This is a genomic window from Streptomyces sp. NBC_00005 (assembly GCF_045160215.1).
Taxonomy (GTDB): domain Bacteria; phylum Actinomycetota; class Actinomycetes; order Streptomycetales; family Streptomycetaceae; genus Streptomyces.
Genome location: NZ_CP108316.1, coordinates 4120368 through 4135864, shown reverse-complemented (window position 1 = coordinate 4135864; position 15497 = coordinate 4120368). Strand labels below are relative to the sequence as shown.

The 15497-nt window shown below is 71.3% G+C and carries 18 protein-coding genes; 11 read left to right on the top strand and 7 right to left on the bottom strand.

Annotated features, from left to right (window positions below; all coding sequences use genetic code 11):
• Nucleotides 1–4: 4 nt before the first annotated feature.
• Both OG303_RS18885 and OG303_RS18880 read left to right on the top strand, forming a co-directional pair.
• Entirely contained in the window at nucleotides 5–1198 is a 1194-nt protein-coding gene (locus OG303_RS18885; protein WP_405877350.1) for a sensor histidine kinase, read from the top strand.
• Nucleotides 1195–1809 (top strand): response regulator, encoded by a 615-nt coding sequence (locus tag OG303_RS18880; RefSeq protein WP_405869568.1) that lies wholly within the window; start codon nucleotides 1195–1197, stop codon nucleotides 1807–1809. The genes OG303_RS18885 and OG303_RS18880 overlap by 4 nt, the downstream gene beginning before the upstream one ends.
• 57 nt (nucleotides 1810–1866) lie before the next feature.
• On the opposite strand, the gene OG303_RS18875 is transcribed toward OG303_RS18880, so the two are convergent.
• A complete protein-coding gene (locus OG303_RS18875) occupies nucleotides 1867–2718 on the bottom strand; it encodes a transglutaminase-like domain-containing protein (RefSeq protein WP_405869567.1) in 852 nt (283 codons plus the stop codon).
• 32 nt (nucleotides 2719–2750) lie between these two features.
• The gene (locus OG303_RS18870; RefSeq protein WP_405877348.1) at nucleotides 2751–3767 is read right to left on the bottom strand and encodes a GNAT family N-acetyltransferase; all 1017 of its coding nucleotides are present in this window, start codon (nucleotides 3765–3767) and stop codon (nucleotides 2751–2753) included.
• Nucleotides 3768–3907: 140 nt separating this feature from the next.
• On the opposite strand from OG303_RS18870, the gene fdxA reads away from it, so the two are divergent.
• Both fdxA and OG303_RS18860 read left to right on the top strand, forming a co-directional pair.
• Nucleotides 3908–4231 (top strand): ferredoxin, encoded by a 324-nt coding sequence (gene fdxA / locus OG303_RS18865; protein WP_210585670.1) that lies wholly within the window; start codon nucleotides 3908–3910, stop codon nucleotides 4229–4231.
• Between the two features lie 150 nt (nucleotides 4232–4381).
• Nucleotides 4382–5473 (top strand): bifunctional succinyldiaminopimelate transaminase/glutamate-prephenate aminotransferase, encoded by a 1092-nt coding sequence (locus tag OG303_RS18860; protein ID WP_405869566.1) that lies wholly within the window; start codon nucleotides 4382–4384, stop codon nucleotides 5471–5473.
• A 65-nt stretch (nucleotides 5474–5538) separates the two neighbouring features.
• Here the strand turns inward: OG303_RS18860 and OG303_RS18855 are convergent, their stop codons facing one another.
• Nucleotides 5539–5997 carry an ATP-binding protein gene (locus tag OG303_RS18855; protein ID WP_405869565.1) on the bottom strand — a complete coding sequence of 153 codons (459 nt, stop codon included), beginning with the start codon at nucleotides 5995–5997 and terminating at the stop codon, nucleotides 5539–5541.
• Nucleotides 5998–6276: 279 nt separating this feature from the next.
• Nucleotides 6277–7254: a heavy metal transporter gene (locus OG303_RS18850; protein WP_405869564.1), complete on the bottom strand. Its 978-nt coding sequence runs from the start codon at nucleotides 7252–7254 to the stop codon at nucleotides 6277–6279.
• Between the two features lie 85 nt (nucleotides 7255–7339).
• Between OG303_RS18850 and dapE the strand changes: the two genes are divergently transcribed.
• A complete protein-coding gene (dapE, locus tag OG303_RS18845) occupies nucleotides 7340–8419 on the top strand; it encodes a succinyl-diaminopimelate desuccinylase (protein WP_405869563.1) in 1080 nt (359 codons plus the stop codon).
• Nucleotides 8420–8533: 114 nt separating this feature from the next.
• Nucleotides 8534–9292, top strand: coding sequence for a TIGR00730 family Rossman fold protein (locus OG303_RS18840; protein ID WP_405869562.1), 759 nt, complete (start codon nucleotides 8534–8536; stop codon nucleotides 9290–9292).
• A 6-nt stretch (nucleotides 9293–9298) separates the two neighbouring features.
• On the opposite strand, the gene folP is transcribed toward OG303_RS18840, so the two are convergent.
• On the bottom strand, nucleotides 9299–10159 hold the full coding sequence (gene folP / locus OG303_RS18835) for a dihydropteroate synthase (RefSeq protein ID WP_405869561.1): 861 nt from the start codon (nucleotides 10157–10159) through the stop codon (nucleotides 9299–9301).
• A gap of 141 nt (nucleotides 10160–10300) precedes the next feature.
• Between folP and OG303_RS18830 the strand changes: the two genes are divergently transcribed.
• The gene (locus tag OG303_RS18830; protein ID WP_405877346.1) at nucleotides 10301–10657 is read left to right on the top strand and encodes a DivIVA domain-containing protein; all 357 of its coding nucleotides are present in this window, start codon (nucleotides 10301–10303) and stop codon (nucleotides 10655–10657) included.
• Nucleotides 10654–11235, top strand: a complete 582-nt coding sequence (locus OG303_RS18825; RefSeq protein WP_405869560.1) for a DNA-3-methyladenine glycosylase I — start codon at nucleotides 10654–10656, stop codon at nucleotides 11233–11235. Before OG303_RS18830 ends, OG303_RS18825 begins: the two co-directional genes overlap by 4 nt.
• Before the next feature lie 80 nt (nucleotides 11236–11315).
• On the opposite strand, the gene OG303_RS18820 is transcribed toward OG303_RS18825, so the two are convergent.
• A complete protein-coding gene (locus tag OG303_RS18820) occupies nucleotides 11316–12119 on the bottom strand; it encodes an enoyl-CoA hydratase/isomerase family protein (RefSeq protein WP_405869559.1) in 804 nt (267 codons plus the stop codon).
• 376 nt (nucleotides 12120–12495) lie between these two features.
• Between OG303_RS18820 and OG303_RS18815 the strand changes: the two genes are divergently transcribed.
• Nucleotides 12496–12663: a DUF3117 domain-containing protein gene (locus OG303_RS18815; RefSeq protein ID WP_003966491.1), complete on the top strand. Its 168-nt coding sequence runs from the start codon at nucleotides 12496–12498 to the stop codon at nucleotides 12661–12663.
• A 107-nt stretch (nucleotides 12664–12770) separates the two neighbouring features.
• On the opposite strand, the gene OG303_RS18810 is transcribed toward OG303_RS18815, so the two are convergent.
• Nucleotides 12771–13403 carry an O-methyltransferase gene (locus tag OG303_RS18810; protein WP_405877344.1) on the bottom strand — a complete coding sequence of 211 codons (633 nt, stop codon included), beginning with the start codon at nucleotides 13401–13403 and terminating at the stop codon, nucleotides 12771–12773.
• 301 nt (nucleotides 13404–13704) lie between these two features.
• Between OG303_RS18810 and sigE the strand changes: the two genes are divergently transcribed.
• Nucleotides 13705–14409 (top strand): RNA polymerase sigma factor SigE, encoded by a 705-nt coding sequence (gene sigE, locus OG303_RS18805; protein WP_405877342.1) that lies wholly within the window; start codon nucleotides 13705–13707, stop codon nucleotides 14407–14409.
• Nucleotides 14410–14414: 5 nt separating this feature from the next.
• Entirely contained in the window at nucleotides 14415–15407 is a 993-nt protein-coding gene (locus OG303_RS18800) for an anti-sigma factor family protein (protein WP_405869558.1), read from the top strand.
• The last annotated feature ends 90 nt before the right edge of the window (nucleotides 15408–15497 follow it).

The following is a 15497-nucleotide window of genomic DNA, read 5'->3' as shown; positions in this document are numbered from 1 at the left end:
CGCCATGACGGAAGACCCCGCGCCCGAAGAGGCCCGCGTGGAGCGCCTGATCCGCATCGGACAGCCGCCCCGCAACCGCGCGGAGGCCCTGCGCAAGCTGGTGTGGATCGTGCCCTGGCTCGTCTTCCTCAGCTCGCCGGTGAACGACCTGGTCTCCGGCCACCACACGACCGCCGCCACCGCGGCCGGCTGGGTGGGCCTCGTCGCCTTCGTCGGGACCTACCTGGCGGTGGTCTTCCGCAACATGGGCCGGCCGTACACCGGCACGACCGTGGGCGCCCTGGTCGCCGTCCTCGCGATCCTCACCGTCGTCCTGTCGCTCACCCTCGGCGACAACTGGCTCGGCCTGTTCGTGTACGTCTCCGTGGTCTGCGGCGTGACCTTCCCGCTGCGGATCGCGTACTGGACGATCGTGCTGAACACCCTCGTACTGATCCTGGTGGGCCTGCGCGTCGGGCAGGAGGCCGCCTGGGGCCTCTTCCTGCTGGTGCTGCTCATCGGCTTCTCGATGACAGGTGTACGGCAACTGGTCCGTACGACCGTGGAGTTGCGCAAGGCCCGCGCCACCGTCGCCCAACTGGCCGCCAACGAGGAGCGGTTGCGCCTGGCCCGCGATCTGCACGACCTGCTCGGCCACTCCCTCTCGCTGATCACGCTGAAGAGCGAACTCGCGGGCCGTATGCTCCCCGGCCACCCCGACAAGGCGGCCCAGCAGGTCGCCGACATCGAACAGGTCAGCCGCCAGGCCCTCGTGGACGTCCGTGAGGCGGTCACCGGCTATCGCCGCCCGCGCCTGTCGGCCGAACTCGCGGGCACGCAGGTCGCTTTGACGGCGGCCGACATCACCGCCGACGTGCCCGCCGAACCGGACCTCACCGGCATCCCGGAGGAGAGCGAGTCGGCCCTGGCCTGGGCACTGCGCGAGGCGGTCACCAACGTCGTACGGCACAGCGGCGCCCGGCGGTGCACGGTGGAGGTGCTCAGGCGGCAGACCCTGGACGGCCAGATCCTCGAACTCTCCGTGGAGGACAACGGCTCCGGCGGCTCGGGCAAGGGCCCGGGCAACGGTCTGACGGGCCTGACCGAACGCCTGGAGAAGGCGGGCGGCACCCTGGAGGCGGGCCGTACGAAGCACGGGTTCCGGCTGGTCGCCCGCGCGCCCGCGGGCTCCGGACCGGCCGTAGGATCCGGGGCATGAGCCCTACGATCAAGGTGCTGCTCGCCGAGGACCAGTCGATGGTCCGCGAGGCGCTGGCCGCCCTCCTCGGCCTCGAGGACGACATCGAGGTCGTCGCCCAAGTGGCGCGCGGCGACGAGGTGTTGGCGGCCGTACGCGAGCACGACGTGGACGTGGCGCTGCTCGACATCGAGATGCCGGGGTGCACGGGCATCGAGGCGGCGGCCCGGGTCCACAAGGAGCTCCCGGCCGTGAAACTGGTCGTCCTCACCACCTTCGGCCGCCCCGGCTACCTCCGCAGCGCCATGGAGGCGGGCGCCGACGCCTTCCTGGTCAAGGACGCCCCCGCGGCCCAACTGGCAGAAGCGGTACGCAAGGTACTGGCGGGCGAGCGCGTCATCGACCCCACCCTGGCGGCAGCGGCCCTGGCGGAAGGCGCCAACCCGTTGACGGACCGTGAGCGAGAGGTTCTCCGAGCAGCGGCGGACGGCTCCACGAACGCGGAACTGGCAACAGCCCTGCATTTGTCACAGGGGACGGTCCGCAACTATCTGTCGACGGCAATCCAGAAACTGGCAGTACGGAACAGAGCGGAAGCGGTACGGATCGCACGAGAAAAGGGCTGGCTGTAAGGCGTTTGTCTTTTGGCTTTCAGGGGCGCCGGACATCCCCATGGCGATGGGGCGAACTCAGTTGAGCAACGCCCGGGCCGCCCGGGCCTGCCCCCGCACCCTCTCCGCCCCCGCCTCGTCCACCGCCGCCAAAATCTCCGCGTACTCCTCCAACTCCACCGCCCCATCGACGAAGTCACCCCGCTGCACCAGCAACTGAGCCCGCTCGTACCGCAACCGCGCAGCATGCGAAGGCAGCAGCAACGCCAGATCCACCGCCCACAGGGACACATCCGACCGCTCGGGCCGCGCCGCGGCCCACGCCCGCACGTTGTTGAGGATCCGCGACACCACCTCCAACGGATCCGCCGGAGTCAACATCGACGGATCCAACGGCGCCCCCGTGGCCCCGGCCACCAGCAACTCCGCGTCGCCCCCGCCGAGCACCCGCCCCCCGTCGAACGGATCGACGAGCACCTGCTGCTCCTGCGGACCGAACCCGACGACGAAGTGTCCGGGCAGTGCGACCCCGTACACCGGCGCCCCCGCCCGCCGCGCGACCTCCATCCACACCACCGACAGCAGGATCGGCAGCCCGCGCCGCCGCCGCAGCACCTCGTGCAGCAGGGACGACTCCAGGCGCTGGTAGTCGGCGGGGGAGCCGCGGAAGCCGTCCCGCACACCCAGCAGATGGTGCAGCGCGGTCGCCCAGGACAGCGGACCGCCGGGACGGAACGGCAGCTGCCCCGCCAGCCGGTCCAGTTCCATCTGCGCGGCGTCCATGCCCGCCTCGTCCAGCGCCCCGTCCGCCTCCGCGCCCACCAGCAGGCACAGCGTGGACAGATCGGGCCGCTCGGACCGCGCCTCCTGGGCGAACCGCCGCCGCAGTTCGGCGGACCGCTCGGGCGGTGGGGGGTATGGGGGACGCATAGCAGGCTCGTGCCCTCTCACGGCGATCGGTACTACTGGCCGTTTCCGGGAGCCGCAGGTTCCCGGTAGTGGTGGTACGCGTGATGCGCGGCGAAGCCCATTGCGGCGTACAGCGCCCGCGCCCCGGTGTTCTCCTCCTCGACCTGGAGCCACGCGGCCGAGGCGCCCTCGTCCAGCGCCCGCCGGGCCAGTGCGGTCATCACGGTGGTGGCCAGCCCCTGCCGCCGCAGCGCCGGATCCACCTCGACCGCGGCGAAGGAGGCCCACCGCCCGTCCACGACACACCGCCCGATCGCGGCAGGCGCCGCGCCCTCGGAGGAGCCCGGAACCGTCGCGAACCACACCGACGGCCCGCTCCCGAGCACCTTCAGTGCCACCTCGCTCACGCCCTTGCGCTGGTACCGCGCGAGCCACGCCTCGTCGGCCTCCCGGGACAGCACGACGCCCGCGCCCTCCGCCTGGTCGGCGACCGGCGCGAGCGCCCCGATCCACAGCTCGGCGGTCACCTCGCGCACCCACCCGCGCCGCTCCAGCTCCGCGCACAGCAGCTCCTGCGTGCCCTCGGCGCCGGTCGCGGTCTGGACGTACGCGGGCAGCCCACGGTCGCCGTACCACCGCCGTACGACGCTCAGCGCCTCGTCGAGCGGCATGCCCGGGTCGCCCAGCGGCAGGACCGAATTGGCGCGCCGCGTGAACCCGCCCGCGGCCCGCAGCTCCCACTCGCCCAGCCGCTCGCTCTCCACCGGCCGCCACGCGCGCGAGGAGACGTGCGCGAGCTCCTCGTACGAGGCCGCGGGCCCCCTGCGCCGGGCCGGCGCCGAGGGCACGACCTTGCCCGCCACCAGCACGGATTCCGGAATCCGGACGCTCTCGCCACCCTTCCGTGTGATCAGCAGCACACCGTCGTCCCATGATGTGAGAACACCCACCGTGTCGGTGAACTTCTCTTCCGGGACTCCAGGTTCGATCAAGCGCCGTACGGAGACTCGTTTCCCCACGTCAGCAGCGGTGATGCGAACCTCGAGACGTCCGCCGGCCGAGATTTCCACAGGTCCGTTCACCCCTCCTGTTCGGATCATGCCCAAGAACGGAGATACTAGAGGCGGGCATCGACGACGCCGCGCTCCCGCGCGCCAGGCGGCGGCGCCTGAGGAGGCCCGCCGGCGCCCTATCGAGGAGGAACGACAGCGTGACCTACGTCATCGCGCAGCCTTGTGTCGACTTGAAGGACAAGGCGTGCATCGAAGAGTGCCCGGTCGACTGCATCTACGAGGGCCAGCGGTCCTTGTACATCCACCCGGACGAATGCGTCGACTGTGGTGCCTGTGAGCCGGTCTGCCCGGTCGAGGCGATCTTCTACGAAGACGACACTCCCGAGGAGTGGAAGGACTACTACAAGGCGAACGTCGAGTTCTTCGACGAGCTCGGCTCCCCCGGCGGCGCCAGCAAGCTGGGCCTGATCGAGCGGGACCACCCCTTCATCGCCGCGCTGCCGCCGCAGGCCGCCGAGTAATCCGCAAGCGGCCCGCACAAACCCGCGCCGCCTCGGTCCCGTACGGCCGGATCACCATGATCGCCGTACGGGGCCGAGGCGTTTGCCGTCCGAGGCCGGTCGCCGAACGTACGAGGGCCTCGTGCCGTACCAGAAAGTGAGCCAGATCCCGTGTCCGCAGTCTCCGACCGCCTGCCCACCTTTCCCTGGGACAAGCTGGAGCCGTACAAGAAAGCGGCCGCCGCGCACCCGGACGGCATCGTCGACCTCTCCGTCGGCACCCCGGTCGACCCGGTCCCCGAGTTGGTCCAGAAGGCCCTGATCGACGCGGCGGACTCCCCGGGCTACCCGACCGTCTGGGGCACCCCGGCCCTGCGCGACGCGATCACCGGCTGGCTGGAGCGCCGCCTGGGCGCCCGCGAGGTCACCCACAAGCACGTCCTGCCGATCGTCGGCTCCAAGGAACTGGTCGCCTGGCTCCCGACCCAGCTGGGTCTCGGCCCGGGCGACAGGGTGGCCTACCCGCGTCTCGCGTACCCGACGTACGAGGTCGGCGCCCGCCTGGCCCGCGCGGACTACGAGGTCTACGACGACCCCACCACGCTCGACCCGACGGGCCTGAAGCTCCTCTGGCTGAACTCGCCGTCCAACCCGACCGGCAAGGTCCTGTCGAAGGCCGAGCTGACCCGGATCGTCGCCTGGGCGCGCGAGCACGGCGTCCTGCTCTTCTCCGACGAGTGCTACCTCGAGCTGGGCTGGGAGGCGGACCCGGTCTCGGTTCTGCACCCGGACGTGAACGGCGGCTCGTACGAGGGCATCGTCTCGGTCCACTCGCTGTCGAAGCGCTCGAACCTGGCGGGCTACCGCGCGGCCTTCCTGGCCGGCGATCCGGCCGTCCTCGGCCCCCTCCTGGAGATCCGCAAGCACGGCGGCATGATGACGTCGGCGCCCACGCAGGCGGCCGTGGTGGCGGCTCTGGGCGACGACAGCCACGTCCGCGAGCAGCGGGAGCGGTACGCGGCCCGCCGTACGGCCCTGCGTGCGGCGCTGGAGGGGCACGGCTTCCGCATCGAGCACAGCGAGGCCAGCCTCTACCTGTGGGCGACGCGGGACGAGTCCTGCTGGGACACGGTGGCCCACCTCGCCGAGCTCGGCATCCTGGTCGCGCCGGGCGACTTCTACGGCACGGCGGGCGAGCGGTTCGTGCGGGTGGCGCTGACGGCGACGGACGAGCGGGTGCGGGCGGCCGTGGAGCGTCTGTAACCGCCGTACACGTGACGGAGGGGGCCCGGGACAGTGTCCCGGGCCCCCTCCGTCGTACAGGTCGGTCAGCCGCCGATCGGGAGGCCCTTCACCGGCAGGCTGCCGGTCCCCGGCAGGGCGCCGCCCTTGGTCAGGGAGTCGGTCGGCAGGCCGCCGCCCTTGGTGGCCGTCCTGGTGGTGGCGCCGACGATGGCCCCGAGGGAGCCCGCCGCGCCCCCGGCGGCCTTCTGCGCCGCAGGCGCGGCCTTCTTCGCGACCTTGCCGCCGGTCTTGCCCGCGTTCGGCACGGCCTTCTTGACCGCGCCTGCGCCGGCGTCGCCCGCGAGCCCGGTGACGTTCTGCGCCGCACCGTCGACGGTGTTGCCCACGGTCGCCCCGTCCAGAGCGGTCAGGCCGCCGACGTTCGGGGTGGCGGGCAGTTCGGGGGCCGCACTCGCGGAGCCGGCCGCACCGACCCCGGCGGCCGCTCCCGCTGCGACGAGCAGCGCGGCACGGGCGATCCGACGGGTCAGGGGGAGGGACATGATGCTCCTTCGATGGAGGTTGATCGTCCGGGCTCGGACGCTGTAACTACCGCTCGAAGCCCCCGAAGGTTGCGGCGCCCCAAAGTAAAGAGTTGGCAATGCGTCGCATTATCGGCTGCGGATAAAAACGGGCAAAGAGTGCCCGGTCCGAAAGTGTGCGGAATCCTTACAGCCCTTTGTTCTCAAGGGCTTTGACGGATGCTGGGGTGATGGCGCGAAAACCTGCGCACACCGTGGCCCGCACCGGCCGTGTGTAACCCGTGCGAGTGAACGCCCGCACTACTGCCCAGTGACGATGCGCACCGCGCTCGCGGCCTTCTGTGCCCCGTCGGCCCCCGCCGCGGCGGCCGCGCGCCACTGGCTGTCTGTGTTCCCGGCGGTCCACTCCCGCCCGCCGTAGGAGACGCGCTGGATGTGCAGCGCGGAGGAGTTGGCCACGGCCCAGTGCGCGAGCTGCCAGCCGCGCTGCCGGACGGTGCGGCCCTTGGCGGGGCTCTTGTCGGCGTCCACGGGGAGGGTGACGGTCCGCGTGGTGGCCTGCGTGCTCGGGGTTGCGGAAGGCGCCGGCGTCGACGCGGCGCCCACCTCCGCGCCGGCCGGCTGCAGTACGTCGCGCCCGAAGTCCCGTACGAGCGCGGCCCGTACGGCGTCCGGTCCCGCGGCCTGGGTCGTCGCCGGGCGGCCGTCGCAGGTCAGCGTGGCGGGCGAGTTCCCGGTGAGGGCGGCGGAGAGCAGGGTGGCGTCCGGCTCGTGCTTGGCGTACGCCTGCGGAAAGCCGCTGCGCTGCACGCGCTGCGCGGCGACGGTGAGAGGGAGCTTCATGTAGTCGTGCACCTTGGTCAGGTGCCGGTAGAAGATGTCCGCCGCGTACGTCGGGTCCAGGATCTGCTTCCTGGTGCCCCAGCCCTGCGAGGGCCGCTGCTGGAACAGGCCGAGCGAATCCCGGTCGCCGTGCTGGATGTTGCGCAGCCCCGACTCCTGCAGCGCGGTCGCGAGCGCGATGGTCACCGCCCGCTCGGGCATGCCGCGTCCGGTGCCCACGGCGGCGATCGTCGCCGCGTTCACCGCCTGCTCCGGTGTGAACTCGTACGCCGCCCCGCCAGCTTCCCCCGAGACCACCTTGCAGCTCGGCTCGCCTCTGCCTCCGGTGACGTACTGCACCGCGAGGTAACCCGCGACGGCGAGCAGGACAACGAAGGCCGCCCCGATGCGGAAGAGGCGGCCACGGTGTTTGAGGGTGGGTGACGGCTCTGGCACGCCGTACAAGGTAGCGGAGGGCTCTGTGGCGCAGGTGCAGGGTGTGGACAGTGGGCCGTGGGAACGGCGGGTTAGGGTCGGCTGCATGGCCGACACCCCACTGGACCTCACCCTGGACGCTGCCGAGCTCACCGCGCAGCTCGTCGACTTCCCGTCCGAGAGCGATACCGAGAAGCCCCTCGCCGACGCGATCGAGACCGCCCTGCGCGCCCTGCCGCACCTGACGGTCGAGCGGTACGGCAACAACGTCGTCGCGCGGACGAACCTGGGCCGGCCGCAGCGCGTGATCCTGGCCGGCCACATCGACACGGTGCCGATCGCCGACAACGTCCCGTCCCGGCTGGACGAGGACGGCGTCCTGTGGGGCTGCGGCACGTGCGACATGAAGTCGGGCGTAGCGGTGCAGCTGCGCATCGCGGCGACGGTGCCGGCCCCCAACCGGGATCTGACCTTCGTCTTCTACGACAACGAAGAGGTGGCGGCCGAGCTCAACGGTCTCAGGCACGTGGCCGAGGTACACCCCGAGTGGCTGGAGGGCGACTTCGCGGTCCTGCTGGAGCCCTCCGACGGTGAGGTCGAGGGTGGCTGCCAGGGCACCCTGCGCGTCCTGCTGAAGACGAAGGGCGAGCGGGCCCACTCGGCGCGCAGCTGGATGGGCTCGAACGCCATCCACGCGGCCGCTCCGATCCTGGCCCGCCTGGCCTCGTACGAGCCCCGTTACCCGGTGATCGACGGCCTGGAGTACCGCGAGGGCCTGAACGCGGTGGGCATCTCGGGTGGCGTGGCAGGCAATGTCATCCCCGACGAATGCGTCGTGACCGTCAACTTCCGCTACGCCCCCGACCGCACCGAGGAGGAGGCGATCGCCCACGTCAGGGAGGTCTTCGCCGACTGCGGGGTGGAGGAGTTCGTGGTGGACGACCACAGCGGCGCGGCCCTGCCGGGCCTGACCCGGCCGGCCGCGGCGGCCTTCATCGAGGCGGTGGGCGGCACCCCGCAGCCGAAGTACGGCTGGACGGACGTGAGCCGCTTCTCGTCCCTCGGCATCCCGGCGGTCAACTACGGCCCGGGGAACCCGCACTTGGCGCACAAGCGGGACGAACGGGTCGAAACGGCGAAGATCCTGGCGGGCGAGGAGCGCCTGCGGGCATGGCTGACCGCATGACGGAGTGACCGCCGTGCCCAGGCCGCTCCACGGCCGACATGCTCGCGTCCCCCGTCCGTAACCCGCGTGGATCTACGCTGAGGTGGAAACACCCCGCAAGTGGAGGGAGCGCACATGGCTACCGGGAACCCCGAGGGCAAGAAGCAGCCACCGGAGGAGCAGCGCCTGGGACCGGTCCTCCGAAGGCGGAACCAGGTCACGTCGAGCACGACGGACCAGCGTCTGCTGGACGCGGGCGGCCCCTCGGACTGGGTCCACACGGACCCCTGGCGGGTGCTGCGCATCCAGTCGGAGTTCATCGAGGGCTTCGGCACCCTCGCCGAACTCCCGCCCGCGATCAGCGTGTTCGGCTCGGCGCGCACCAAGGCCGGCTCACCGGAGTACGAGGCGGGCGTGCGGCTGGGCAGCGCCCTGGTCGAGGCCGGCTGGGCGGTCATCACCGGCGGCGGACCCGGCGCCATGGAGGCGGCCAACAAGGGTGCCGTCGAGGCGAAGGGGATCTCGGTCGGCCTGGGCATCGAGCTGCCCTTCGAGCAGGGGTTGAACCCCTACGTCGACATCGGCCTGAACTTCCGCTACTTCTTCGTCCGCAAGATGATGTTCGTGAAGTACGCGCAGGGCTTCGTGGTCCTGCCGGGCGGCCTGGGCACCCTGGACGAACTCTTCGAGGCGCTGACCCTGGTCCAGACCCAGAAGGTGACCCGCTTCCCGATCGTGCTGTTCGGCAGCGAGTACTGGGGCGGCCTGGTCGACTGGCTCAGGAACACCCTGATCGCCCAGGGCAAGGCCTCGGAGAAGGACCTGCTCCTGTTCCACGTCACGGACGACGTGGACGAGGCGGTCGCGCTGGTCTCGAAGGAAGCGGCCCGGTAGCACGGGCTAGGCGAGCCCCCGACGGGCGACCGCCGGGGGCCGGTGTCCCGCGATCGACGCCACCATGTCCAGCACCTGACGGGTCTCGGCGACCTCGTGCACGCGGTAGACCTGCGCGCCGAGCCACGCCGAGACCGCCGTGGTCGCCAGCGTCCCCACCACCCGCTCCTTCACCGGCTTGTCGAGGGTCTCGCCCACGAAGTCCTTGTTGGACAGCGAGACGAGGACGGGCCACCCCGTCTCGACCATCTCCCCGAGCCGCCGCGTCGCTTCCAGGCTGTGCCGCGTGTTCTTCCCGAAGTCGTGCCCGGGATCGATCAGCACCGACTCCCGGGGCACCCCCAGCGCGACGGCCCGTTCGGCCAGCCCGAGGGTCACCCGCAGGATGTCGGCCACGACGTCGTCGTACGTCACCCGGTGCGGACGGGTCCGCGGCTCGGCGCCCCCCGCGTGCGTGCACACCAGCCCGGCCCCGTAGCGTGCCGCGACCTCCGCGAGAGCGGGGTCCACACCGCCCCAGGCGTCGTTCAGCAGATCCGCACCGGCCTCGCACGCGGCCTCGCCGACCTCGGCGCGCCAGGTGTCCACGCTGATCACGACATCCGGGAAGCGCCGCCGTAGCTCCGCGACGAACCCGACCGTCCGCCGCGCCTCCTCTTCGGCGGTCACCTCTTCGCCCGGCCCCGCCTTGACCCCGCCGATGTCGATGATGGCGGCGCCCTCGGACACCGCCTGCTCCACGCGCGCGAGGGCGGGCTCGTCGCGGAAGGTCGCCCCTTGGTCGTAGAAGGAGTCGGGGGTCCGGTTCACGATCGCCATGATCACCGGTTCGTGCGCGTCGAATTCGCGCCTGCCCAACCTGAGCATCCCCTGTGACCTCTCCTAGTACGTCCTGGGTGTCCTGGCCTTTCGGCCGCCTGCGACCCTAACTGTCAGAGTCGCATGGCACGATCGGACCCTGACACATTCAGCTTCCGAACATCGAGCGTGGGGACCACAGCGATGGTTATGTTCTTGTTCCTGGTCGTCGCTCTCGCCGTCGTGGTCGCCGCGGTGACACTGGCCGTGGTGGGCGGCGGAGAGGGTCAGGGTCCGTTGCCCGAGGTCGCCCCCGAGCGCCTGCAGGACCCGCTGCCGCCGGACCGCCCGGTGGGCCGGGCGGACGTCGACAGCCTCCGCTTCCCGCTCGCCCCCCGCGGCTACCGGATGTCGGACGTGGACGACGCCCTCAACCGCATCGGCGCCGAACTCGCCGAGCGCGACGCCCGTATCGCCGACCTGGAGTCCGCACTGGCGGGCGCCCAGGCCGCCGCCCACCACGTCTCCATGGACAAGCCGATGCACGGCCGGGAGGACCAGCAGTGAGCGACGGCACCGCGCTCGCCGGCCCGGACGGCGCGCTGCGCTGCCCCTGGGCCCTGTCCACCGAGGACTACGTGGCGTACCACGACGAGGAGTGGGGCCGCCCGGTCCACGGTGACGACGCCCTCTTCGAGCGCCTCAGCCTCGAGGCCTTCCAGTCCGGCCTGTCCTGGATCACGATCCTGCGCCGCCGCCCCGGTTTCCGCGCCGCCTTCGCCGACTTCAAGATCGCCTCGGTCGCGACCTTCACCGACGAGGACCGCGAGCGCCTCCTCGCCGACGCGGGCATCATCCGCAATCGCGCCAAGATCGACGCGACGCTCGCCAACGCACGCGTGCTCATGGAGTGGGCACCGGGTGAGCTGGACGAGTTCATCTGGTCCCACGCGCCTGCCCCGGGGCCGGCCCCGAAGACGCTGTCGGACGTCCCCGCGGTCACCCCCGAGTCGACGGCCCTGTCGAAGGCCTTGAAGAAGCGGGGCCTGCGGTTCGTGGGGCCGACGACGGCGTACGCGCTGATGCAGGCGTGCGGGCTGGTGGACGATCACCTGGAAACCTGCGTGGCCAGGAGCGCCCCGTAAGGGACGCGGGGCCGCATCGATATGCGGCTCCGCCGCGTGGGCGCGACCGGCCGCATCACACCCGCACTCCGCAACGGCGCTCACCGCCCCAGATACTTCGGCTTCTCCTTGTTCACGAACGCCTGCACCGCAATCACATGGTCCTCCGACGACCCCGCCCGAGCCTGCAGCTCGTCCTCCTTCTCCAACGTCTCGACGAGCGAGTGCGAGAAGCCGTACACCACGGCCTCCTTGATCGCCGCATAGGCCACCGTCGGCCCCTCGGCCAGCGTCCGGGCCACTTTCTCGGCCTCGGCGTGCAGCTCACCCGCAGGCACGAGACGGTTCGCGATCCCCAGCTCGTACGCCTCCTGGGCCTTGATGCTGCGGGGGAAGAGCAGCAGATCGGATGCCCGCCCGGCCCCGATCACGCGGGGCAGGGTCCACGAGATGCCGGAGTCGGCGGTCAGCGCCACTCCCGCGAACGACGTGTTGAAGGCAGCCGTGTCGGCCACGACACGGAAGTCCGCGGCGAGAGCGAGTCCGAAGCCGGCCCCGGCAGCGACCCCGTTCACCCCTGCCACCACGGGCTTGGGCATCCCGGCCAGTGCCCGCACGATCGGGTTGTAGTGCTCCTTCACCGTGGTCATGGTCCGACCGGACCCCGCGTCCCGGTCCTGCATCAGCAACCCGATGTGCTCCTTGAGGTCCTGCCCCACGCAGAACGCCCGGTCCCCGGCGGCGGTCAGCAGCACCGCCCGTACGGAATCGTCCTCGGCCGCGGAGCGAACCGCCTCCCGCAGAGCGACCTTCGTCGCGATGTTCAGCGCGTTCATCGCCTCGGGGCGGTTCAGCGTGATCTTCGCGAGTCCGTCGCCCACCTCGTAGAGCACGGTGTCGGCCATGGTGTGTCCCCTCCGCTGTCGCGGTTCAGGCGTACCGGCCGGTACGCCCCTGTCCGTAGGACAGCATGGCGGAGATCACCGCCGAGAGACCGGAGCGGACGTGTGACCTGCGTCAAAGAAATCGGGACGGTTTCCGGTCGGCGGAAGTCCGTGCGGCGGCGCAGTATCGCAGTCACATCGCCGAATTGAGTGGTTTTGCTCGCGCGCGTTGCCCAAGCGATGCCGACTGATGTTGGTCATCGGGTGCTGAGATGCGGGATAATGGCCTGGAAGCAATGTGTTCGATGCCGGTGTCGCGTGACCCACGCTAGGCGCGCGTGCCCTCCCAGGGGCCGTCGGCTTTGACGATGAGCTGGTTTCAGGAAGGGGAACGAGCATGGCGGCCATGAAGCCGCGGACGGGCGATGGCCCGCTCGAGGTGACAAAGGAGGGGCGGGGCATCGTCATGCGCGTTCCGCTCGAAGGCGGCGGTCGGCTCGTCGTCGAGCTGACCCCTGACGAGGCCGACGCGCTCGGCGACGCCCTCAAGAAGGTCGTCGGCTGACGCGGAACGCGACCATACCCTTTCAGCAACCCCGGCATCCAAGAGGTGCCGGGGTTGCTGTGTGTGCGGGGTGCGTACGGCCTTGCAGGCGCCGCTGGTTCAGGCCGTCAGCGCTTGACGGCGCACAGCAGCCCGTCACCCACCGGCAGCAGTGACGGCACCAGTTCCTGGGTCTCGCGCACCGCGCGCAGCAGCTCCCGCAGCCGCAGGACCTCGGTGGGCTGCGGGCCCGAGTCCACCGTGCGGCCGTTGGCGAAGACACCCTCGAACACGACGAGGCCGCCGGGACGCAGCAGGCGCAACGATTCAGCGAGGTACTCGAGGAACTCCAGGCGGTCGCCGTCGCAGAAGACGAGGTCGTAGCCGGCGTCCGCGAGGCGGGGCAGCACGTCCAGGGCGCGGCCCGGGATGAAGCGGGCGCGGTTGCTGGCGAAGCCGGAGGCGCGGAAGGCCTGGCGGGCGAACTGCTGGTGCTCGGGCTCGGGGTCCACCGTCGTCAGCACCCCGTCCGGGCGCATGCCGTGCAGAAGATGAATACCGGAGACGCCGGTGCCGGTGCCGATCTCCGCCACCGCCTTCGCGTCCACCGAAGCCGCCAGCAACCGCAGCGCGGAGCCCGTGCCGGGCGACACCGAGCGCAGGCCCGCCTCACGGGCCCGGTCACGGGCCCAGCGCAGCACCTCGTCCTCGGCGACGTAGGCGTCGGCGAACGCCCAGCTCGTCTGCCGGTTGCCGGTAATGACCCTCTCCTGTCCCCGTGGTTGCCTCGGCGTGACTGTATCCGTTGGGCCCGGGAACCCGCAGATGGGACCGGGCGTTTAGAGGGGTGGGAGACGAGGACGGGGGACACAGTTGGATCACGATGAGGGGCAGGCGCCCGAGCAACTGCAGATGCAGGGGTCCGAGCGGTATCAGCCCAGATCAATTTCTCGTAAAACCGCTTATCCGGAGCTAACGGGCGAGGTGGCTATGGTAGGGGCTCCACTGGACACCACCAGAGCCGACAGGGGAGGTGCGGCTGCGCCTGTGGATCGGGGAGGAGTGCTGCGGCGCTTTCTCGGTTCGGCAGGCAGGCCGAAATCCGTGAACGACACCGCTGCTGACCACAGCCACGCCGCTGACCATGCCCAGACCGCGACTTTCTCCACCGACGCGGACGGGCAGGCGTGGACTCCGCCCACCTGGGAGGAGATCGTCAGCACACACAGTGGCCGCGTCTACCGGCTCGCCTACCGACTGACGGGCAACCAGCACGACGCCGAGGACCTCACCCAGGAGGTCTTCGTCCGCGTCTTCCGGTCCTTGTCGACCTACACACCGGGCACCTTCGAGGGCTGGCTGCACCGCATCACCACCAACCTCTTCCTGGACATGGTCCGCCGCAAGCAGCGCATCCGTTTCGACGCGCTGGGCGAGGACGCGGCGGAGCGGCTGCCCAGCCGTGAGCCGTCCCCCCAGCAGGTCTTCAACGACGCGCACTTCGACGCGGACGTCCAGCAGGCCCTCGACACCCTCGCGCCCGAGTTCCGCGCGGCGGTCGTCCTGTGCGACATCGAAGGACTGTCGTACGAGGAGATCGCCGCGACCCTGGGCGTCAAGCTCGGCACGGTCCGCTCCCGGATCCACCGCGGCCGTTCGCAGCTGCGCAAGGCCCTCGCGCACCGTTCGCCGGAGGCCCGTGCGGCCGAGCGCCACTCCTTCGTGCCCCGTGTGCCCGCACTGGGGGGAGGGGGCGCGACCGCGTGAGTGGAGTGAGTGGATCACGACCCAGCCCCGCCGAGAGGCGCCTGGCCGAGCAGCACCTGGGAGACCGACTCTCCGCCCTGGTGGACGGAGAGCTCGGTCATGAGTCGCGCGACCGAGTCCTCGCCCACCTGGCCACCTGCGCCAAGTGCAAGGCGGAGGCGGATGCGCAGCGACAGTTGAAGAACGTGTTCGCCGAGGCGGCCCCGCCGCCGCCCTCCGAGAGCTTCCTGGCCCGTCTCCAGGGACTTCCCGGCGGAGGTGACCCGGACGGCGGTGGCTCGCCGTTCGGCGGGGGAGGACTCCCGGGCGGACTCTCCGGAAGGCCGGGCGTCACCGGGGTCTTCGGCCTGAAGAGGGGTGAGCGCTTCGAGTTCGGCTACGTCCCCTCCTCTCCCTCGCACGCCCCGTTGCTCCCGCCGCCCGCGGACCGCGGCTTCCGTATCCACGACGTCAGCCGTCACGAGCACGAGCGGTCGGCCTCGCGAGGGATGCGGTTCGCGTTCGTCGCCGCCGGCGCGGTGTCGCTCGCCGCGATCGCGCTGGGCGGCGTCACGACCGGCACCCCGACCGACACCGCGGACGCGCGCGGCGGCACCGGGGCGGGCAGCAATGTGACCCCGATGCGTACGCAGGGGACGGGCGCCGCCTCGGCCCCCGAGACCCAGCGGCGCCGTGGCGTCGGCCCGCTGCTCGCGCAGGGCCAGCAGTCGCTCGGCGAGGCCCCGGTGGCCCCGACCGAGGTGTCCGCACCGCTGCTGCCGGGCGTATCGGGTCCTGCCACCGCGGTGCAGGCCCAGCAGCAGACCATGCACACGCTGACCGCTCCCGTCATGGCTGGCGCCGCCGTGATGTCCCCGCTGATACGCCCACTCACCGCGACCCCTCCGCTCACCCTGACCTCCTGGTCCACGGCCCCCGAGGCCTCGTCCCCCGGCCTTCTGGCCGCACCCGTCCCCGACTCGACCTCCGCTCCTTCCTCCCCCCACACCTCCCGCTGACCGGCCTCTGCGCGACGGCCCACGAACCTGGTTGAATCCAGGTGGGACCGCGCCCACGGCAGGGAGCCGCGCGCGGAGTCGACAACTGAG